Annotated in this window: 14 protein-coding genes; 8 read left to right on the top strand and 6 right to left on the bottom strand. The window is 70.4% G+C overall.

The features are described 5' to 3' along the window. The first annotated feature begins 177 nt into the window (after window positions 1-177). From AC2DFQ_RS14335 to AC2DFQ_RS14305, 7 genes are all read left to right on the top strand, one after another. Complete coding sequence (locus AC2DFQ_RS14335) at window positions 178-4,569, top strand: FtsK/SpoIIIE domain-containing protein (protein ID WP_484534345.1); 4,392 nt, start codon at window positions 178-180, stop codon at window positions 4,567-4,569. A gap of 28 nt (window positions 4,570-4,597) precedes the next feature. Then, entirely contained in the window at window positions 4,598-4,891 is a 294-nt protein-coding gene (locus tag AC2DFQ_RS14330; protein ID WP_484508074.1) for a hypothetical protein, read from the top strand. Further along, window positions 4,884-9,809 carry an RHS repeat-associated core domain-containing protein gene (locus tag AC2DFQ_RS14325; RefSeq protein WP_484534344.1) on the top strand — a complete coding sequence of 1,642 codons (4,926 nt, stop codon included), beginning with the start codon at window positions 4,884-4,886 and terminating at the stop codon, window positions 9,807-9,809. The genes AC2DFQ_RS14330 and AC2DFQ_RS14325 overlap by 8 nt, the downstream gene beginning before the upstream one ends. A gap of 8 nt (window positions 9,810-9,817) precedes the next feature. Continuing rightward, the gene (locus AC2DFQ_RS14320) at window positions 9,818-10,645 is read left to right on the top strand and encodes a hypothetical protein (RefSeq protein WP_484508072.1); all 828 of its coding nucleotides are present in this window, start codon (window positions 9,818-9,820) and stop codon (window positions 10,643-10,645) included. After that, window positions 10,642-11,073: a hypothetical protein gene (locus AC2DFQ_RS14315; RefSeq protein ID WP_484534343.1), complete on the top strand. Its 432-nt coding sequence runs from the start codon at window positions 10,642-10,644 to the stop codon at window positions 11,071-11,073. Before AC2DFQ_RS14320 ends, AC2DFQ_RS14315 begins: the two co-directional genes overlap by 4 nt. After that, window positions 11,070-11,672 (top strand): hypothetical protein, encoded by a 603-nt coding sequence (locus AC2DFQ_RS14310; RefSeq protein ID WP_484534342.1) that lies wholly within the window; start codon window positions 11,070-11,072, stop codon window positions 11,670-11,672. The genes AC2DFQ_RS14315 and AC2DFQ_RS14310 overlap by 4 nt, the downstream gene beginning before the upstream one ends. 65 nt (window positions 11,673-11,737) lie before the next feature. Continuing rightward, the gene (locus AC2DFQ_RS14305) at window positions 11,738-13,273 is read left to right on the top strand and encodes a LuxR C-terminal-related transcriptional regulator (RefSeq protein WP_484534341.1); all 1,536 of its coding nucleotides are present in this window, start codon (window positions 11,738-11,740) and stop codon (window positions 13,271-13,273) included. A 14-nt stretch (window positions 13,274-13,287) separates the two neighbouring features. Here the strand turns inward: AC2DFQ_RS14305 and AC2DFQ_RS14300 are convergent, their stop codons facing one another. Next, entirely contained in the window at window positions 13,288-14,688 is a 1,401-nt protein-coding gene (locus tag AC2DFQ_RS14300; RefSeq protein WP_484508068.1) for a serine hydrolase domain-containing protein, read from the bottom strand. Between the two features lie 85 nt (window positions 14,689-14,773). Between AC2DFQ_RS14300 and AC2DFQ_RS14295 the strand changes: the two genes are divergently transcribed. Next, entirely contained in the window at window positions 14,774-15,412 is a 639-nt protein-coding gene (locus AC2DFQ_RS14295) for a TetR/AcrR family transcriptional regulator (protein WP_484508067.1), read from the top strand. A gap of 18 nt (window positions 15,413-15,430) precedes the next feature. Here the strand turns inward: AC2DFQ_RS14295 and AC2DFQ_RS14290 are convergent, their stop codons facing one another. The 5 genes from AC2DFQ_RS14290 to AC2DFQ_RS14270 form a co-directional block, all read right to left on the bottom strand. Further along, window positions 15,431-15,601, bottom strand: coding sequence for a hypothetical protein (locus AC2DFQ_RS14290; protein WP_484508066.1), 171 nt, complete (start codon window positions 15,599-15,601; stop codon window positions 15,431-15,433). Window positions 15,602-15,712: 111 nt separating this feature from the next. Further along, window positions 15,713-16,135: a nitroreductase/quinone reductase family protein gene (locus tag AC2DFQ_RS14285; protein WP_484534340.1), complete on the bottom strand. Its 423-nt coding sequence runs from the start codon at window positions 16,133-16,135 to the stop codon at window positions 15,713-15,715. Window positions 16,136-16,198: 63 nt separating this feature from the next. Then, window positions 16,199-17,317, bottom strand: coding sequence for an alkene reductase (locus tag AC2DFQ_RS14280; RefSeq protein WP_484534339.1), 1,119 nt, complete (start codon window positions 17,315-17,317; stop codon window positions 16,199-16,201). A gap of 122 nt (window positions 17,318-17,439) precedes the next feature. Then, window positions 17,440-18,237, bottom strand: coding sequence for an SDR family NAD(P)-dependent oxidoreductase (locus AC2DFQ_RS14275; RefSeq protein ID WP_484508063.1), 798 nt, complete (start codon window positions 18,235-18,237; stop codon window positions 17,440-17,442). Beyond that, window positions 18,234-19,562: an MFS transporter gene (locus AC2DFQ_RS14270; RefSeq protein ID WP_484508062.1), complete on the bottom strand. Its 1,329-nt coding sequence runs from the start codon at window positions 19,560-19,562 to the stop codon at window positions 18,234-18,236. Before AC2DFQ_RS14270 ends, AC2DFQ_RS14275 begins: the two co-directional genes overlap by 4 nt. Window positions 19,563-19,630 lie beyond the last annotated feature (68 nt).

Raw genomic sequence — 19,630 nt, 5'->3', positions numbered from 1 at the left:
GGTGGGGGGGGAGGAGGAGTGGGGGGGGGGAGGGGGCGGGGGGGGCCAGGAAAGAAGACAAGAACCTCCCAAGAGCCGGGAGGGAAAAAGACCCCCTTCCCCCCCCCCCCCCCCCCCCCCCGCGGTTCCGCGCCCCCGGGCGCGGAACCGCGGTGCGTTCACCCGGAGCATCCCCCCATGCGCATCACCGCCACCCTTCGCGACCTCGATCGCCGTGCTCGCGACTTCCTCGTCGAGGTCGATGGCGACGCTTCCGTCCGCGACGTCCTTCGCCGAATGGGCGCCGACAGTGCCGCGGCCGCCGCGGGCGACGAGTCGGTCGTCATCGACGGGCGCTGGGTGGACCCGGCCCAGTCCCTGCAAGAGGCCGGGGTCCGCCAGGGTGCGATGATCACCGTCTCCCGAGAACCCGACGGCATGTCGCCCGTGGGCGACACCGGCCTCGTGGACATCGGACTGGCCGGGGGGCCGGGCAGCGGAAGGGTCGTGCGGCTCGGACCGGGTCGGCACGGGATCGGCGGGTCCCGCGCGCGCGGCGCCTATCTGCCGGGGCTGCCCGAGGCGGCACTGATCGTCGAGGTGGATGTGCGGATGCGGGTGCGGGTGCGCGCGGCCGGCGTCGGCGTGCGCGCCGCCCTCGGCGAGCGGATGCTGGACGACGATTTCGTCGACTGGCCATCGGGGACCGACATCCGCATCGGCGACCGGCTCGTGCAGTATCGACCTGCCACTCTCACCGACGCGGTCCTGGAGCCCTCGGAGGACGGAGCCGTGCGGGAGTTCCACCGCCCGCCTCGAGTGCGCTTCTCCGAGCCCGAGTCGACGTTCACGATCCCGTCGGCCCCGGCCGCGCAGAGCCGGAGTTCGTGGCCCTGGGTCGCCGCTTTCCTGCCGCTGGTGGGAGCCGTCGTCACCGCGGTGGCCTTCGGTTCGCCGACGTTCCTCCTCATCGCCGCGCTGACCCCGGTCGTCGCCTTCACCAACGCGTTCGTCGCCCGGCGGCAGGGACGCCGCACCCATGCCGAGCGGGCTGCCGACCATGCGGCGCTCGTCGCGCAGATCGAGTCCGATATCGAGCTGCGCCGTGCCGGAGAGCGCGCCGCCCTGCTCGAGACGGCGCCCAGCGCGGCCGACCTGTGGCCGATCGCCACGCGTCCGGCCGCACAGCTGTGGGCGAGGCGGCCCGGCGACGACGACCACCTCCTGATCCGCCTGGGCACCGCCGATATCGCCAGCCGGGTGGTCGTGGAGGACATGCGGGAGCCGCTCGAGCACCGCCGACGGCTTCCCGCGACGCTGCGCGATGTGCCCGCGACGATCCCCCTGGCGGTGTCGGGCGTCGTCGGCCTGGCGGGTTCGGCCGCAGGGGTGCGGTCGACCGCCGGATGGATCATCGCGCAGCTCGCCGTCCTGCAGAGCCCCCGCGACCTTCAGTTGTACGTGCTGACGGCAGGCGACCGGGAGCCGGACTGGGGCTGGACGGCGTGGCTTCCGCACGCGGTACCGGCCCTCGGTCAGGACGCCCGCGCACTCATCGGCAACGACGCCGACACGATCGGCCGACGGGTCGCCGAGCTCGCGCAACTGGTCGCATCCCGCCAGGCGCAGGCGGCCGGCTCCTTCGGGAAGCCGGTTCGATTCACTCCGGATGTCCTCGTGGTGTGGGACGGCGCACGCCGGCTGCGCAGCTACCCAGGCGTGGCGGGCGTGCTGCGTGACGGCCCCAGCGTCGGGATCTACAGCGTCTGCGTGGACGATGACGAGCGCTCCCTGCCCGAAGAATGCACGGCCGTCGTCGCCATCGGATCCGACGCACGCGCGGTCATCCGGCGGTCATCCTTCCAGGCGGTGCGCGAAGTACGCCTCGACGGGATCGACCGCGACTGGTTCGAGGAGGTCGCTCGCGCGCTCGCATCCTTGCGCGACCCCGGCGACGAGGACGACGCGATTCCCGACGCCGCCCGGCTCACCGAGGTGATGGGTCTGGAACCCGTCCAATCGACCGACCTGCTGCGGCGGTGGTCGGGGGGCGCGCGCAGCACCCGCGCGGTCGTGGGCGTGTCACTGGACGGCCCCTTCTCCCTCGACCTGTCCGTCGACGGCCCGCACGGCCTCGTCGCCGGGACGACGGGGTCGGGCAAGTCCGAACTCCTCCAGTCGCTCGTGGCGAGCCTGGCCGTGAGCAACCGTCCGGACGGGATCAACTTCGTGCTGGTGGACTACAAGGGCGGCGCCGCATTCAAAGACGCCGTCCGGCTCCCCCACACCGTGGGGATGGTCACCGATCTCGACGCCCACCTGGTCGAGCGCGCCCTGACCTCCCTCGGGGCGGAACTCACCCGGCGCGAACACCTGCTCGCCGGCGTCGGAGCGAAGGACATCGAGGACTACATCGCCGACGTCCGCACCGACCCGCACCGCCCGCCCATGCCGCGGCTGCTCATCGTCATCGACGAGTTCGCCTCGATGGCCCGCGAACTCCCCGACTTCGTCACCGGCCTGGTCAACATCGCGCAGCGCGGACGCTCCCTCGGCATCCATCTCATCCTCGCGACCCAGCGGCCCGCCGGAGTGGTGTCGGCCGAGATCCGGGCCAACACCAACCTGCGCATCTCGCTGCGGGTCACCGACACCGCCGACAGCACCGATGTGATCAACGCGCCGGATGCGGCACGCATCCCCGCATCGCTGCCGGGGCGCGCCTACGTGCGCCTGGGCCACTCCTCCCTCATCCCGTTCCAGACCGCCCGGGTGGGCGGCCGCAGCGCCGGCGCCGGCGCCGGCGCCGCGCACCGGGCCGCGCCGTTCGTCGTCGAAGTGGGGTGGGACAGCGCCGGCTACCCCCTCCCGGCGCCGCCACGCACCGAGACCGAGGACGGCGAGAGCACCGACCTCTCCCGCCTCGTGGATGCGGCGAGAGACGCTGCCGAAGAGCTGGCACTGCCCCCGAACCATTCGCCCTGGCTCCCCGCGCTGCCCACCTCCGTCCTCCGAGCCGACCTGTCCGTCGGCGAGGCCGCGGCCGGCGGCACGGGCGGCGCTCGTCTGCCCGCCGTACCGTGGGCCCTCGCCGACCTGCCCGCACAGCAGGCGCAGCACCCTGTGCGCATCGAATTCGCCGACTTCGGCCATCTCTTCCTCGCCGGATCGGCCCGCAGTGGCCGATCCCAGGCGCTGCGTTCGATCGCGGGAGGCATCGCCGAACGCATCTCCAGCGCCGACGTGCACCTGTTCGGCGTGGATATGGGCAACGGCGCACTGCTTCCGCTGAGCCGCCTGCCGCACACGGGCGCCGTCGTCCAGCGCTCCGAGCGTGAGCGCATCACGCGCCTGTTCGATCGGCTGCAGGCCGAACTCACCCGACGCCAGGATCTGCTGGGCCGGCTGGGGGTCGCCGACATCGGCGAGCAGCGCGCCCAGGCCGACGGGGCCGATCGGCTGCCGCACCTGGTCCTGCTCGTCGACCGGTGGGAGAGCTTCATCAGCACGTTCGGCGACGCCGACGGCGGCGCTCTCGTGGAGACCGTGCTGGGGTTCCTGCGCGAAGGAGCAGGCGCGGGCCTGCATGTCATCCTCGCCGGCGACCGCTCGCTGCTGTCGGGCCGGATCAGCGTTCTCACCGAGGACAAGTGGATGCTCCGCATGGCCGATCGCACGGATTACAGCCTGGGCGGCGTCAGCCCACGCGCCGTGCCGGAGGCGATGCCGGAAGGCCGCATGATCCGCGCCGGCTCCGGCCGTGAGGCGCAGGTCGCGCTCCTGGCGGCCGATGTCAGCGCGACGGGACAGGCGGTCGCGCTGACGGAGATCGCCATGCGAGCCCGCGAGCGCGACCGCAGCGTGCCGCGCGCTTCGCAGCCGCTGCGGATCGATTTGCTGCCCAGCTCGCTCACGTGGGAGGAGGCGACGTCCTACCCCCGCACCGAGGTGCACGCCGCCATGTGGTCGATGGTCGGCGTCGGCGGTGACGACCTCGCCGCAGTGGGGCCGGACCTGGGCGGCGGCGCGCCGACCTTCCTCGTGGCGGGTCCGCCGCGCTCGGGACGGAGCAACGTGCTGGCGGTCATGACGCGCTCCCTCCTGGAAGGCGGGAGCGATGTCGTGCTGGTGTGTCCGCGCCGCTCCCCGCTCCCGGCGATGTTCGCGGACACCCCCGGCGTGCGCCGGATCTTCGAGCACGCCGAGGTCGAAGAATCCGAGCTCTCCGACGCGCTCGCCCCCGGCGAGCGCCCCGTCGTCCTCGTCGTCGACGACGGGGAGAACACCCGTGACATGCCGGCGAAAGACTTCCTCCGCGCCTGGATCCGCGAGGCGGCGGGCGGGGACCGCGGGATCATCCTCGGGGGGAACGCGGCCGAGGTGGGCAGTGGGTTCTCCGGATGGCAGGTCGACATCCGCAACAACCAGCGCGGGGCGCTCCTCAGCCCCCGCACCGTCCTGGACGGCGACCTTCTGGGCGTGCGGGTGCCCCGCTCTCTCACCGCTGCACCGGTGGCGCCGGGCCGGGCCGTCGTGCACCTGGGGGGCGGGATGCTGCAGACCGTCCAGGTACCCCGCCTCCTGGACTGACTCTTCCGACCCGTAGAAAGGCACCATCATGGCCAATCTCATCGTCGATGGCACTCTCGACGACACCAACCGCGACCTCAAAGCGATCCGCGAGGAGTTCACCAACGCGGGCAAGAACGCCGACCAGAACGCCGGCATCTGGGGCCAGCGCGACGTGAGCCGCGCCATGGATGAATTCGCCGACAACTGGCGGGTGCACCGCGACAAGATCATGGAACGCCTGGGCAAGTTCAGCGACCGCGTCGATCAGGCGTGCAGCGTATGGAGCGACGCGGACAAGCAGCTGGCCAGCAGCATCGAGACCGAGGTGTCCCGTGGCTGAGCGCCCAGGGCCGTGGGACCTGCTGGGACGGGACGGCGACCCGGTCGTCGCGGATGTCGTGGCCATCGACGAGCGCGTGTCGTATTTCCGCTCCCTCGCGGAGTCGATGCGGGAGCAGGGCGACCGTCTCGCGCGGATCGCATCCGGCGAGTCACTCAGGGGCGCCTACGCCGACGAGCTGCGCGGCTCCGCCGAGCAGGTGTCCAAGGATCTGACCCAGGTGGTGGGCCGTTACGAAGCGGTGGTCACCGCGCTCACCCGGTTCCGTCCGGCCGTGGATGTGGCGCTGAGGGGATCCAGCGCCGCGCTGGACGACGCGATCGACGCGAGCGGGGCCTCCCGGCAGGCGGAGTCGGTGCCGGAGACCGTCGCCCAACCGGGTGCCGACCTGACGCCGGAGCAGGAGCAGGCGAACGCCGCCCGGACGGCGGCGGTGGAGGCGGCTGCGGGCCGGGTCGCGGCCGCGAAGGCGAAGCTGAACGACGTGCTCGCACGCTTCGACGAAGCCGGCGCAGAGGCCGCGCGCGTGGTGCGCGGCGGGTTCGACGACGGACTCAAGGACAGCTGGGTCGACCGCTTCGTGGCGGGGTTCAAGAAGTTCTTGAAGATCCTCGTGAAGGTGCTCACGTACATCGGGATGGCGTTGGCCGTGCTCGCCGTGATCATTCCCGGGGTGGGCCCCCTCATCCTCGCCGGGGCGGTCATCGGCGCAGTGGCCCTGGTCGCCGAGGTCGCGCTCACGCTGATGGGCGACGGGTCGTGGCTGGACCTCGGGCTGGCGATCGCGGGCATACTGACCTTCGGCGCCGCGAAGGCGTTCGCGCCGGCGGTGAAGTCGGCGTTCGGTCCCGCGATGCAGTCGATCCGCGGGGCGGGGCGCGGTGTCCGACCCTCCACGAACCCATCGAGAGGTGCCCCGGATCAGAGGCGGATCGCGGACAACAACCCACGGCCCAACGAGCACATAACCTCCATCCGCGACCGCACCTTCTGCGGCGACCCGATCGACGTCGCCACGGGTGCGGTGGCACTGGAGCAGGAGGATGTGTCGTTGCCGGGCGTGCTGCCACTGGTGATCACCCGCACGCACCTCTCCTCCTACCGCGCAGGCCGCGTGTTCGGACCCACGTGGGCGTCGACACTGGACGAGCGCATCGAGGTCGAGGCGGATGGGCTGCACCTGGCGCTGGCCGACGGGACCCTCTTGCGCTACCCCGTTCCGGCGGCCGGCGAATCGGTGCTCCCCGATACCGGCCCGTACCTGGCGTTGCGCAGGGCGGGCGCCGGCTTCCTCATCGGGGATCCGCAGTCCGACGTGATCCGCTACTTCGCCGGCGGTACCGACGACGTCACGCTCCCGTTGCGCGCGATCCTGGACGGCGCCGGCAACCGCCTCATCCTGCATCTCGAGAACGGAATGCCGGTGGCGATGGAGCATTCCGGCGGTTACCGGGTCGAGATCGACACCACCGACGGCCTGGTCACCGCCTTGCGCGTCGCCGGTTCGCCGACTCCGCTCGCGGAATATCGCTACGACTCCGAGCGGAGACTCGTTCAGGTCGTCGGCGCGCTCGGCACACCGCAGACGTTCTCCTACGACGACGAAGGCAGACTCGTGCGGTGGGAGGACGTCAACGGCCGCTGGTACCGCTACCTGTACGACGCCGAAGGTCGTTGCGTCCGCGCGGAAGGCGCCGGCGGCTACCTGACCACCGAGCTGGCGTACGACACCGAGCGCCGCGTCACCACGGTCACCGACTCGCTCGGCGGCGCCACGCGCTACCGGCTCGACGAGTGGATGCGGGTCATCGGCCGATCCGACCCCCTGGGCGGTGCCTCGAGCGCGGAGCGGGACTCGTTCGGGCGGGTGCTGGCCGAGACGGACGAGCTCGGCAACGTCACCCGCTGGGACTACGACATGATCGGCAACATCACCGCGGTGACGCGCGCCGACGGCAGCAGAATCCTCACCGAGTACACCGCGGCCGGCCGCCCTGCAGTGGTGACGGGGCCGGACGGCGCGCAGTGGCACTACGAGTACGACGAGAACGGAAGTCTCGTCCGCGCCGTTGATCCCACCGGGGCGGCCACCGCCTACACCTACGACGCGGCCACGGGCGCCGTGAACTCCGTGACCGATCCCCTCGGCGCCGTGACCTTGATCCGCTCCGACACCGCCGGTCTCCCGCTCATCGTCGTCGAGCCGGACGGGGGCGAATGGCGCTACACGTATGACGGGCTCGGGAACGCCACGAGTGCGACCGATCCGCTCGGGAACACCACCCTGATGGTGCGCGACGTCACCGGCGACCCCCTGGAGGTTCGCGACGCTGACGGCGCCCTCGAACGGTTCGCGGCGAGCGCCCGCGGGAGCTTCGAGGAGCGCACCGATCAGCGCGGCAGTGTCTGGCGCACCGACTATGCGCACTTCGACCTTCCGGTCGGCGACCGCGGCCCCGACGGGGGCATCCGCACCTACGGCTACGACACCGAGTTGCGGATGACCTCGATCACGGATGAGCGCGGCCTGACCTGGCAGTACGAGTTCGACGGCGCCGGGCGGCTGGTGGCCGAGACCGACTACAACGGCCGCGTCCTGCGCTACGGCTACGACGCTGCCGGGCAACTGGTGCGCCGCACCAATGGCGCCGGGCAGACCATCACTCTCGAACGCGACCGCCTGGGACGGGTCATCCGGCGGAGCAGCGAGGATGAGGTCGCGGTCTTCGCCTACGACGCCGCCGACCGGATGGTGTCGGCGACCAACGAGCACTGCGAAGTCCGGTTCACCTACGACCCGCTCGGGCGCGTGGTGTCCGAGTCGATCAACGGACGCGTCCTCACGTCGGTTTTCGACGCCCTCGGCCGTCGCGTCAGCCGCCGGACTCCCACGGGAGCAGAGTCGGTCGTCTCCTACGGCACAACCGGGAGGCCTATGGAGATCAGCACCGGCGGGCGCTCGCTGCGATTCGGCTACGACGCGGCCGGCAACGAACGGACGCGGGCGTTGGTCGGGGACGCCGGCCCGGTGGCCGAAGTTCGCCAGGACTGGACGCCCACGGGGCAGTTGGCGGCGCAGACGGTCCTGCGCGGCACTGACACCCTCCAGCGGCGGGAATTCCGCTACCTGCCCGACGGCCTCCTCGCTGGCGTGGAGGACATGATCTCCGGGGCGCGCACGCTGGAGGTCGACGCTCGCGGACGCGTCCGCTCCGTGCTCGGCGACGAGTGGCGCGAACGCTACGACTACGACCCCGCCGGCGCGGTCACCACCGCCGCGGTGTCCGCTGCGCCGGAGGCAGCCGGTCCCCGCCGCTACAGCGGGAGCGTGCTGACCGCCGCGGGCTCGACCACCTACTCGCACGACGGAGAGGGGCGCGTCCTCACCCGCGAACGTGATGGGCAGCGCTGGACCTACGCGTGGAGCGCGGAGAGCCGACTCATCGGCGTTCGAACGCCCGACGGCACCGAGTGGCGCTACCGCTACGACCCCCTCGGTAGGCGAATCGCGAAACAGCGACTGGATGCCGCCACGGGCGCGGTCGTCGATGACGTCGGGTTCGCGTGGGACGGGCAACTTCTCGCGGAACAGATCGACACGGCGCCGGGCCGGTCGACGGTGGCCACGATGTGGGATTACACCTCCGACGCGGAGCTTCCGCTCACGCAGATCGAGCGTTCCCTCGATGCGCCGGGCGACGTCCGCTTCCACGCCATCGTGTCGGACCAGATCGGCGCGCCCGCCGAACTACTCGCCGACACCGGGGCGCTGACGGGACGCCTGCGCACCACGTTGTGGGGCGCGACCACCTCCGTCAGCGAGGGCGCCACCACACCGCTGCGATTCCCGGGCCAGTACTACGACGCCGAGACAGGCCTGCACTACAACCGGCACCGCTACTACGATCCCGAGACCGGCCGCTACCTCTCCCACGACCCGCTGGGCCTCACGCCGGCGCCGGACTCGCTGGCCTACGTCGACAACCCGACCGCGATGATCGACCCCCTCGGCCTCGCCGCGGATCGGGCCACACCGTGCGCGGTGCCCAGCAGCCGCGTTTCCCCGTACGGCAACGGGCGCCCGGGGCCGTCTACGCGCACCCGGAAGTACCCCGAAAGCACCTACGGCGACAAGGACGCCGAGCGCAAGCGCCTCAACACGGAGCACCGCTTCACCATTCATGGCAAACGCACGCACCAGTCCGAGCACGTCGCGGGATACGACGTCTTGGCGGACAACGGGAGGAAGAAGCTCCCACGCTCGGACGCGGCGAGTAAGCCACTCGAGAACAACGCCTACGCCTATTACGAGGACTTCGCCAGCCACCGATTCCACCCCGGAACCGGAAGCGGCAAAAAGGTGCACGAATCCGGCTTCACCAGCGGCAACGTCCGGCAGACCCCGAACACCACGCCTGACGACGCACTGGGATACGACAGCCGGGTCGGGTCCTATCGCAACGCGCAGCGCAACGCGATCGAGGAGAACGATCCGAGCACAGCAACGCAGCTCAACCAGCTCGGATACGCCCACGACCCGCGTTTCCGGAACCCGCAGGGCGCCGGTGCGCAGCAGCAACTGACCATTGCCGACGACTCATACCACAAGATGGTCGACGATATGCGGGACGGCGGTCAAGGCATCCGGTACAACGCTGAGCCCGGCGCCGCGACCCCCCCGGGCGGACAACGAGTGCCGGGGACGGACCAGGTGACGACGCGACCCGTCGACAAATGGGATGCGGCGGAGATGCACGCCGCACGCGACGCGGCGCGGACAGGCGAGTGGCCGACGTCACCCGATTACGGCCGCTTGTACAAGGATCCCACCCCCGCCGACTGGGACGCGCTCGAACGCGGGGAATTCGATCGCCCGGGGCCGACCAGCCCGGGCGGTGCGATGGACATGGGCGTGTGAGGGCTGACATGAACCAGAAAGACGAGGCTCGGGCAGCCGGGCTGCTCGTCGGGCTCGCCCTCGGCGACGGATGGTCGCGAGCCACCGAGGTCGCGCTCTGCGTCGCCGACGCGGCCGCGACGGGCCTTCCACTGGACGACGCGCGGGCGGTGGACCGTCTGCGACGGAATCTGCGCGAACGGCACGACCTCACCCAGGGCGACGTCGTCGACCAGAGGTCCCGCGACACCACCCTCTCGGCCGCGGCGGTGGTGGCCCTCGCCCACCGCGGCGACCCCGACCCGCAGCGTAACGCGGCCCTGCGTGCCGTACTCGACACACTCGGAACGCCTCCGGCGCACCGAGGAGGGCTCTCTGAATGGGCGGACGCAGTCACACACCTGCTCGCCACGGGGGATGTGGGCGCCGACATGGTGTCGGAGGGCGCATCGCCGGCCCCGGATCAGGCGATCGCGCACGCTCTGCAGACGGCGAGCATGGAGGGCGCTACCGCGCGAGAAAGAGCGCTCATCGCACTATCGCCGCGGTGGGTCGCGATGCAGATCGTGCCGGCGGCAACCGGAGCACTTGTCGGCGCGATGTTCGGGGTGGGCGCGCTCCCCGAGGCCCGCGCCGCTCGCCTCTCCGGGTGGCCGGGGACCGACAGTCGTGCGCTCTTGCGGGTGGCGTCCGCCGTTGCCGCACCGCGCGAGCGTGGCGTTTCCGGCACCGACGTGCCCGTGGGCCGCGGGCGGACAGTCGGGGACGAACCCTCCCCCGCGGCGTCCGCCGGTGGGAGCGGTTATCGCGTGAGACGCGTCGCGCTGACCGCGCTCGACACGGAGACGACGCGATGACCATGGAGAGATCGCTCTCGGCGGTGAGGGTTCATCGCATCCCGCCGGCGTGGCGCGCCGGTGAGGGGGCCGGTGAGTTCGTCGCCACCGCGCTGCCCGGTGGAGAGCAGACGGCCGTCATCACCGTGCGGGAGGCCGAGAACGCGAATCCGGACTACCTGCTCGAGCGGTACGGCGCTCGAGCAGCGGGACCTCTCGGGCGGCCCGTGGTGCAGAGCCTGCCCGACCTGCTCGCCGACGGCGTCTCGATCGTGTCCTTCCCGCAGGCGCAGGACGGCGCGCTGTACGCGCGCATCGATCTGGTGCGTCGCGCCTGGAATCTCGACGTCGTGGTCTCAGCCCGAGGCGTCGCCATCGAGAACGCCCATGCGCTGTTCTCCGACATGTTGGACCTCCTGTGGGAAGTCCGTCCGGAAGGAACCCCGTGACCGCGTATGACATCGTTCAGATCCCCGGATGGGAGAACCTGTCCCTCCGGGCAGCCGACGCGGCCGAGCTCGACCGCCGCCTGAACGAACTCGCCCACGACGCGGTGCCCGACGAGGTTCCGCGCGACACGGCGACTCCGTTCCGGGCAGAACTCCGCAAGCACCTCGTGCGGCTCGTTGACCGCGCGCGCTCGGCGGGGGCGGGGGTGCTGTGCCTGCCGACCCAGCGCATGGGCGAGGTGGCCGTGCCCGCCTCGTACACCGTGTCGGAGTGGCACGACCCGGATGCGGGGACGGTCACACCCGACGAGGTGCTCGCCGCGCTGAGCGCCGACAGCGCGGCAGCGGCCTCCGTCGTCGACATCGACGGACAGCCGGCGCTGCGCGAGGAGGACATCGAACCTCCCGACCCGGAGGCCGACCCCCTCGCCACCTATGCGGGGCGGCGCGTGACCTACACGATCTCCGCGCCCGACACCGGGGGGGCGTGGCTCGTGTTCTCCTTCGTCACCATCGGCGACGGCCGCGCGGACGGCCCGCTCGCCGAGGTACTGGTCGAACTTTTCGACGCGCAGATGGGCACGATCCGGTGGCGGTGATCCCTCTCCACAGGACAGGTCGCGTCCAGAGCCGCGGGCCTCTCACGCTCGTAGACTGGTCGGCGATGGGCCTGGACGGACGTACCGAGGATCTCGCCGCGGTGATCACCCGGGCGGAGCACTATCTCCGAGCATCCCGCCACGGCGAGGCCGCTGCCCTCATCCAGAGCACCAACCCTGCAGAGCTGCCGCTTCCCCTCCTCGACCGCGCCCTGCCCGTGCTTCTCATGGCCGTGAGCGTCGACGCGGGCGAGTTCGAAGCGCGTCGCGTTCTGGAGACGATCGCCACCGGCTCGGGCAACCCAGCCGCGGAGAGCATCGTCGATACGTACCGTGCGGAAGCGGCCAACGACCCGGAAGAGCGGATCCTGCTGGCCGAGTCCGCACTCGAACGACTGGATGAGGCGGCTCCGGTATCCCGGCACCGCGCGCTGTCGGCCGTGGTCACGGCGAAAATCGACCTGGGCAGGGGACTCGACGAAGAGCTGCTGGACCAGATGCTGGCTCAGGAGTCCTCCGTCGACCTCCTCGCACCCGTTGACAGCGCGCTGGCGCACCGCGGCTTCTACGCCTACCAGGTAGGAGAGCTCGATCAGTCGCGTACGGCGCTGCGCACGCTGGCACGCCAGGCGCACGATGCGGATCAGCCGTTCATCGAGAGGATCTTCCGCACCCACCTCGCGACCGTCGACGTCTACGCCGGCCGGCTCGGAACCGCCCACAGGGCGCTCGAGACCGACAGCACCGACCCCCTCTTCCCGGCAGAGGCGCGCGCGCGGGGCCTCCTCGCCATCCGCGTCGGTGACGAGGATGCGCTCCAAGCGGTGCTTCTCGAGCCGACGCTGCAAGGCTCGGAGGCCGTCGGGGAGTTCTCCCGGGCCGCGCTGACCGGGCTGGCCGCCGCAATGCGCGAAGACTGGCGCGAAGCGCACGTGCAGTTGGGGCGCGCGAGGGAGATGGCGGAGAGACTCGGGCTTCACGAGCCCGGTCGACGCCTGTGGATCGACTTCGATCTCGCCCACGCCTCGGCCGAGCTCGGCGACACGGTCGAAGCCACGCGGATCGCCGACCGCCTCGACGATCTCGCACGGGACGAACGGCCGCTTCTCACGGGCGTCGCTGAGCGCATCCGCGGGGTCATCGAGGCGTCCGTCTCCCGGTTGGAGGCGTCAGCGGCGATCCTCGCCGGCGCGGGATTCCCCGACCAGCACGCCCTGACGCTGCTGGCCCTCGGGCGCGCCCATACCGCGGCGGGACACGCAGCTCAGGCCCGACGCGCCCTCGAGCGGGCCGAGGTGCTGGTGCGGCGCACGGGGGATGTGGCGATCGGCAAGCTCATCGCGACAGCGCTCGCATCCGCGTCGTCCGACGGGCGCCTGGCGGTCCTGACCGCTCGCGAGCGCGAGGTCGCACGTGCTGCTGCGGCGGGCGCTTCCAGCCGCGAGATCGCGACTGCCGGGTTCACCAGCCGGCGCACGGTGGAGTCCCAGCTGTCGTCGGTGTACCGCAAGCTCGGCATCCGCTCACGCGCGCAACTGGCCGCTCTGCTGGCCGATGGCACGCGCGGCGGCCTGCACGACGCCGGCCACCGGGACCAATAGGCCCCCGGTCGCGGCTAGCCCGCCACGCCCGTGCGTCGGTGTGCCCGGCCACCGAAGTGCAGGTAGGTCGGTTCAGCGCCTGCGCCGGCGGGATCGAAGAACACGGCGAGAAGAGGTTCGTCGGAGATGGGGAGCTTGAGGAGGAACGAGTCATCCCGCGCCACCGGCTCCAGGGGCAGGTCGACCATCGGCGGCCAGCCCTGGTCTTGCGCGACCCCGTGCGAGGGCGTCACGGTGGCCCGCAGGCGGCCCTCCTCGTCCGCGGAGATCTGGAAGCTCAGCCCCTCCCGCTCGTAGGTGCCGGTGTATCGGTCGGGCTGGGTCACCCGTTCGTCGTCGAGCGCTGCAGGGTCGGGGCGCGGGCCGACGCCCAGGCGGCGCCCGAACAACCAGCCGGCGAGCTCGCGGTACATCCCCAGCGCGCTTTCCACGTTGGTCTGCAGGCAGAATCCGAAGCGCTGCTCGGGGGCCACGCGCATGAAGGCGTTCTGTCCGATGGAGTTGCCGTCATGGCCGATGACACGGACATCACCCCACTGGTCCAGGATCCAGCCCAGGCCCCAGCCCTGCCCGAGCACGGAGTCGTCAACCAGCTCGACCTGCTGCTCGAGCATGCTCGCGGCCAGAGCCCCGTCCAGCAGCCGGGCGCCGTCGGGCGCCACCCCGCCGTCCAGATGCATCCTGGCGAACGCGAGCACGTCGCCGGCGGATGCCACGACGGCCGAGCCCATCGGCCCGAACGCGCGCCACAGTCCCCACGTCGGGCTCACCACCGGCGTCGAGGGATCGTTCGGGTCGGGCACGTGTCCCACGGCGGTGGGGTGGACGATCGCCTCGTCCGCGAACGACACGGTGTGCTCGAGTCCGAGCGGCGTGAAGATCCGATCGCGCAGCGCCTGCTCGAAGGTCGTTCCCATGAGGACTTCCACGATCCGCCCGAGGATCGAGTAACCGCTGTTGCTGTAGCTCCAGATCGCACCGGGGGCGGCGATCTGCGGCAGGTCGGCGCATCCGGCGACGTAGGCGGCGAGCGCGTCGTCGCCGCGGCCGGTGTCGGTGAAGTGATCGCCGTCGAAGCCGCTGGTGTGGGTGAGGAGGTCGCGCGGAGTCACTTGGTCGCGGGCTCGCTGGTCTGCCACCTCGAAGTCCGGCAGGTAGGTGCGGATCGGGGCGTCCAGGTCGAGCCTGCCTTCCTCCACCAGCATCATGATGAGCGTCGCGGTGTAGAGCTTGCCGATCGAGCCGGGAAGGAAGAGCGAGTCGGCGGTCACGGCGAGCCCCGTGCGCACGCTGAGCACGCCCGCAGCGACCTCGGTCACCGTGTCTCCGTCCAGCACCGCCAGCTGCGCGCCGGGGACGTTGTGCTTCGTGATCAGCTCGGTGAGCTTCTGTTCCAGTTCCTGTGACGCGAACATTTCGGCTCCTCATGGGTAGACCTACAGTGTAGGTACAGCATACCTACACTGTAGGTGTCCCTGTCAACGACGTTATGCTCATCCGGTGGCGGCACTGACGCGAGAGCGGATCCTGGACTGCGCGGTCGCCATGGCCGATCGCGAGGGATTGGACGCGGTGACCCTGCGCCGGATCGCCGGCGAACTCGGTGTGCACGTCACGTCGCTGTACAACCACGTCGAGACCCGGGACGCCATCACCGACGGGATCGTCGATTCGCTGCTGGAGCGAGCACACCTGCCCGCGACGCCCGTGCACTGGGAGGAGTGGGTCCGCACGTTCTTCTCGGCGATGAGCGATCTGGCCACCCAGCATCCGGGCGCCTTCGCGGCACTATCGCGCCGGCCGGTGCAGGGTGTGCGCGCTGCCGCCTCGTTCGAGGCCGCCATGGCCGCCTTCGCCGCTGCAGGGCTTTCCCCCGGGGATGCCTACAGCGCGGTCAAGGCAGCGGTGTTCCCCGCGCTGATGGTGGGCGCCGAGCGCAGCATGCTGGCCCGGGGGGAGCTCCCGGAAACGGGGATGGAAGACCTCCCACCGGAGAACTTCCCCCAGTTTCACGCGCTCAAGGACTACGACCCCACCCTGGCGTGGTCGTTCAGTCTCGAGACCCTTGTGGCGGGCCTCCGGGAGCGGATCGCCCAATACGGCGCCGCCCAGCAAGGCAGCGCCGAAGAGACTGGATGAGACGCGGCTGAGGGGACGTCAGTCGGAGTGCCCGCTGTGATCGCGGGTGTCCGGTTCCGCACGAAGGACGTCGGCGACTTCCTCCTCCGGCCGCGGCGCGATGGTCTCGTCAAGCTCCAACTCGGGAACGGCCGGCTCATCCGACGCCGGAATGCGCTGCTCGGACGAGTGCTCGCTGGGGGAAGACATGGCGGATCCTTTGGTCGACGACATCCACAGCGTAGGCCGTTGAGCGCCGGAACCCGACCAGCCCGGGCCCGGCCCTGCTCAACGAGCGCGAGTCGCCCTCCTGTCTCGCGATCACGCGGAGGGCGATCGGGGCACGAACCGGATCACCGGCAGGAGCCGGCCTGCGTTCGCCTGGTACTGGCCAAAGGAAGGCGCCATCCGAACGAAGCGAGCGAACGCCCTCTCCCTTTCGGTGCCGCTGAGTTCCTGCGCGGTCACGGGCACCTCGCTGATGCCGTCGGCCTCGGCGACCTCGATCACGGTGCGCGGATGCGCGCGGAGATTCCCGACCCAGGCAGGGTCGCTCGGAGCTCCCATGGCCGATCCGACCACCATCCACGTCCCGCCGTCTCGCACCGACATCGCGGGGTTGATGCGGGCGAGGCCGGTGCGCACACCCCGATGATGGATCAGCACCAGCCGGTCGCCCCAGGCTCCCACAACGCCGTTGCTCTGCCGGAAATGAGCGATGACCCGCTCGTTGAATTCGGACATGTCGATTCCTTCCGCGTCAGGTCATGACCGTGACGCCTTGCCGGTTTCCTTTCCGGATGAGGGTCAGCGGACCGCCGCGGTCTCGGCGGAGCGGGGGTAATCCGTGTACCCGGCACTGCCGCCGCCGTACGCCTTGCTGAGATCGGGAAGAGCGATCTCAGCGCCCCGGGCGAGCCGCTCGACCAGGTCGGGGTTGGCGATGAAGAGGCGCGCGAACGACACGAGGTCCGCTGCCCCGTCGGCGACCAGCTCGACGCGCTGCGGATGTGTCAGCGGGTCGGCTGCGGCGGAGTTGAGGATGAGGGCGCCGTCCCAGAGCTCGCGCACCGTGGCGGTGAAACTCGGGTCTCCCGCCTCGACGAGGTGCAGGAACGCCAGGTTCAGCGCTCGCAGGCTCGTGACCAGCGCCGGATACACGTCGCGGTAGTCGGTCTCGACGGTGTCGCCCAGGCCGTTGTGGGGGGAGATTCGGAGACCCGTGCGGTCGGAACCGATCGCCTTCGAGACCGCGCGGGCGATCTCGACGGTCAGGCGGATGCGGTTCTCCACGCTGCCGCCCCACCGGTCGCTGCGCTGATTGGCGTTCGGGGCCAGGAACTGGTGCAGGAGGTATCCGTTGGCACCGTGGATCTCGACGGCGTCGAAGCCGGCGGCGACGGCGTTGCGAGCGGCGGCGACGAAGTCCTGGATCGTGGTCTGGATGTCGCCCTCGGTCAGCGCCACGGGCACGACGTAATCCTTCATCCCTGCGGGAGTGAAGATCTGGCCGGCGGCCTTCACCGCGGACGGGCCGACGGGGACGAGACCCTTGTTGCCGACAGCATCCGTGGTGGCCGGATGTCCGATGCGGCCGGTGTGCATGAGCTGAGCCACGATGACACCGCCTTCCGCGTGAACGCGGTCGGTGACGGCGCGCCACGACGCGACCTGCTCGGGAGAATGCAGCCCCGGGGTATCGGGGTACCCCTGCCCGACGGCGCTGGGTTGGATGCCCTCGGTGATGATGAGCCCGGCACCGGCGCGCTGCGCGTAGTACTCGGCCATGTCGTTCGTGGCCGTGGTTCCGACGGCGCGGCTGCGGGTCATGGGTGCCATCGCGATGCGGTTGCGCAGCTGAAGGCGGCCGACCGTGACCGGCTCGAACGCGGAAACGGTCTGCGTGCCGGAATCTGACGTGGTCATTGTTCTCCTTTTCGCGACCCGAGGGCAGGGCCGTTACTTGTTCGAACAACGTATACGCCCGCGCATTCCTTGTTTGAGCAACTTTTTATGCGGGGGGCCGCGATGCGGCTTTCGAAGCGGCGTCAGCGATGGGGTGTGCGCAAGGTCGTCACCCCCCCGTCCACGTCCAGGATGGTTCCCGTCGTCGAGGCGCTCATCGGCGACGCGAGGTAGAGCACCGCGTTGGCCGTCTCTTCGGCGGAGATCAGCCGGCGAATGGGGTTGCGACCGTGGAGCGAACGCTTTTCCGCTGCGGGGTCTGCGGCGCCGACGAGGAGCTTGTCGAGGAATGGCGTGTCCACGGTGCCGGGGCAGACGGCGTTCACACGGATTCGGTCGGAGATCAGGTCCACCGCGAGGGCCAGGGTGAGCGAGATCACAGCGCCCTTGCTTGCGCTGTAGAGCACGCGATTCGGAAGTCCGTTGCGTGCCGCGACTGACGACATGTTCACGATCGCGCCGTGACGCGAGCGTCTGAGGAACGGCAGGCTCGCTCGCGTGGTCCGAGCCATGCCGGTGACGTTGACATCCAGGAGGTGCGCCCACTCCTCGTCGCCGTTGTCCTCGACCGAACCGGTGGCGACGATTCCGGCGTTGTTGATCAGGACGTCGATGCCCCCGAGACTCCGCGCGGCGCGTTCGACGCCGGCTCGGACAGCGCCGTCGTCGGTCACGTCGGCGCCGATCGCGAGAACGTGGTCGGGCACACCGGAGCAGTCGACGTCCAGCGCGGCGACCTCGGCGCCCCGACGGCGCAGGTCTTCCACGACGGCGAGTCCGATTCCGGATGCTCCGCCCGTCACGATCGCTCTGATCCCGTTGAAGTCGCCGCCGTGCCCTCGCTCACCCTCGGGCCGCGCGGCGGATGAGGCGCTCGTCATGATTGCAGGGGCTGCCCCGAGCGCTCCCGCATGACCAGGACAGCGGGGATAGCGACGATCGCAAGCGCGATGAGGTAGAAGGCACCTACCAGGGTGCTTCCCGTGACGGCTCCCAGCCAGATAAGCAGATACGGCGCGGATCCGCCGAAAACCGCCACGGCCATGTTGTAGGTGATTCCGTGACCAGTGACCCTCACGTTGGTGGGGAAGAGCTCGCTGAGCGCGGGGTTCGTCACGCCGGCGTACCCCCCGATGGGGACGCTGAGCAGGATCAGCCCGACAACGATCAAGCCGAACTGTCCGGTCGAGATCAACAGGAAGCAGGGAAGTGCCAGCAGGAGCTGGCCGACGGCAGCGGTGATGAGCACGGGTTTCCGGCCGACCTTGTCGGAGAGCCACGCGGCGACGACCTCTGCGAGGATGGCGCAGGCGACGGCGATGACGGCTGGTGCCAGCGCCTGGAATCCCGTCAGATTCAGGCTCGCCGTCGCGAAGCTCGGCAGATACCCGGCGAGCATGTAGAACGAGGCGGCGTTGAGCGACGTGAGGAAGAATGCGATCGCCAGCAGCCGCCATTGTGCCCGGCCCGTGAGGGCGGTCTTCAGCGGGTTCTCCGAGCGCCGGCTTTCCTTCGCGAGGGCTTTGAAGTAGGGCGTTTCATCGAGCCGGCGACGGATATAGAGGCCGATGATGCCCAGCGGCAGCGCGATGAGGAGGGGAATCCGCCATCCCCACTCGACCATCTGCTCGGGCGTGAGGGTGAGCAGCATGATGCTCGGGACGACGGTGCCGAGGAGGGTGCCGAAGCCGGCACCCACCGTGATCATCCCCACGTTGAACCCCCGGCGGTTGGCCGGGGAGTGTTCCGCGACGAACGAGACGGCGCCGGAGACCTCGCCCCCGGCCGACACGCCCTGCAGGAAACGCAGGACGATGAGCACGATGGGGGCGAAGATCCCGATCGCCGCGTACCCCGGCGTCAGCCCCATCACGGCGGTGAAGACGCTCATGAGGATGATCGTGAACGCGAGGGTCTTCTTCCGGCCGATCCGGTCTCCGAGGGCACCCCAGAAGAATCCGCCGATGGGCCGCGCGAAGAAGGCGACCGCGAAGACGGCGAGTGTGGAGAGGAGGGCGGTTGTCGGGTCGCTGGTGGGGAAGAACACCACTGCGAGCGTGCTGGCCAGCACGCCATACGTGGAGAACTCGTAGAACTCGACGACGGAACCGACGGCCCCGCCGAGGACCGTTCGTCGGACGGCGCGGCGCGTGGCTGGAGTGAGTGTGCTGGTTTCGAGAGTGTGGATCTCGGCTTCGATGGACATGCATGACCTCTCTGTCGATGCGTGCGGGCTCCGTGTCCGTTGACACTGCCGCGGTGTTCGGGTCGTCC

Source organism: Microbacterium sp. Z11_20 (assembly GCF_057197605.1).
Note: the sequence above shows the minus strand (reverse complement) of the source record. Positions and strands in the feature narration are given on the sequence as shown.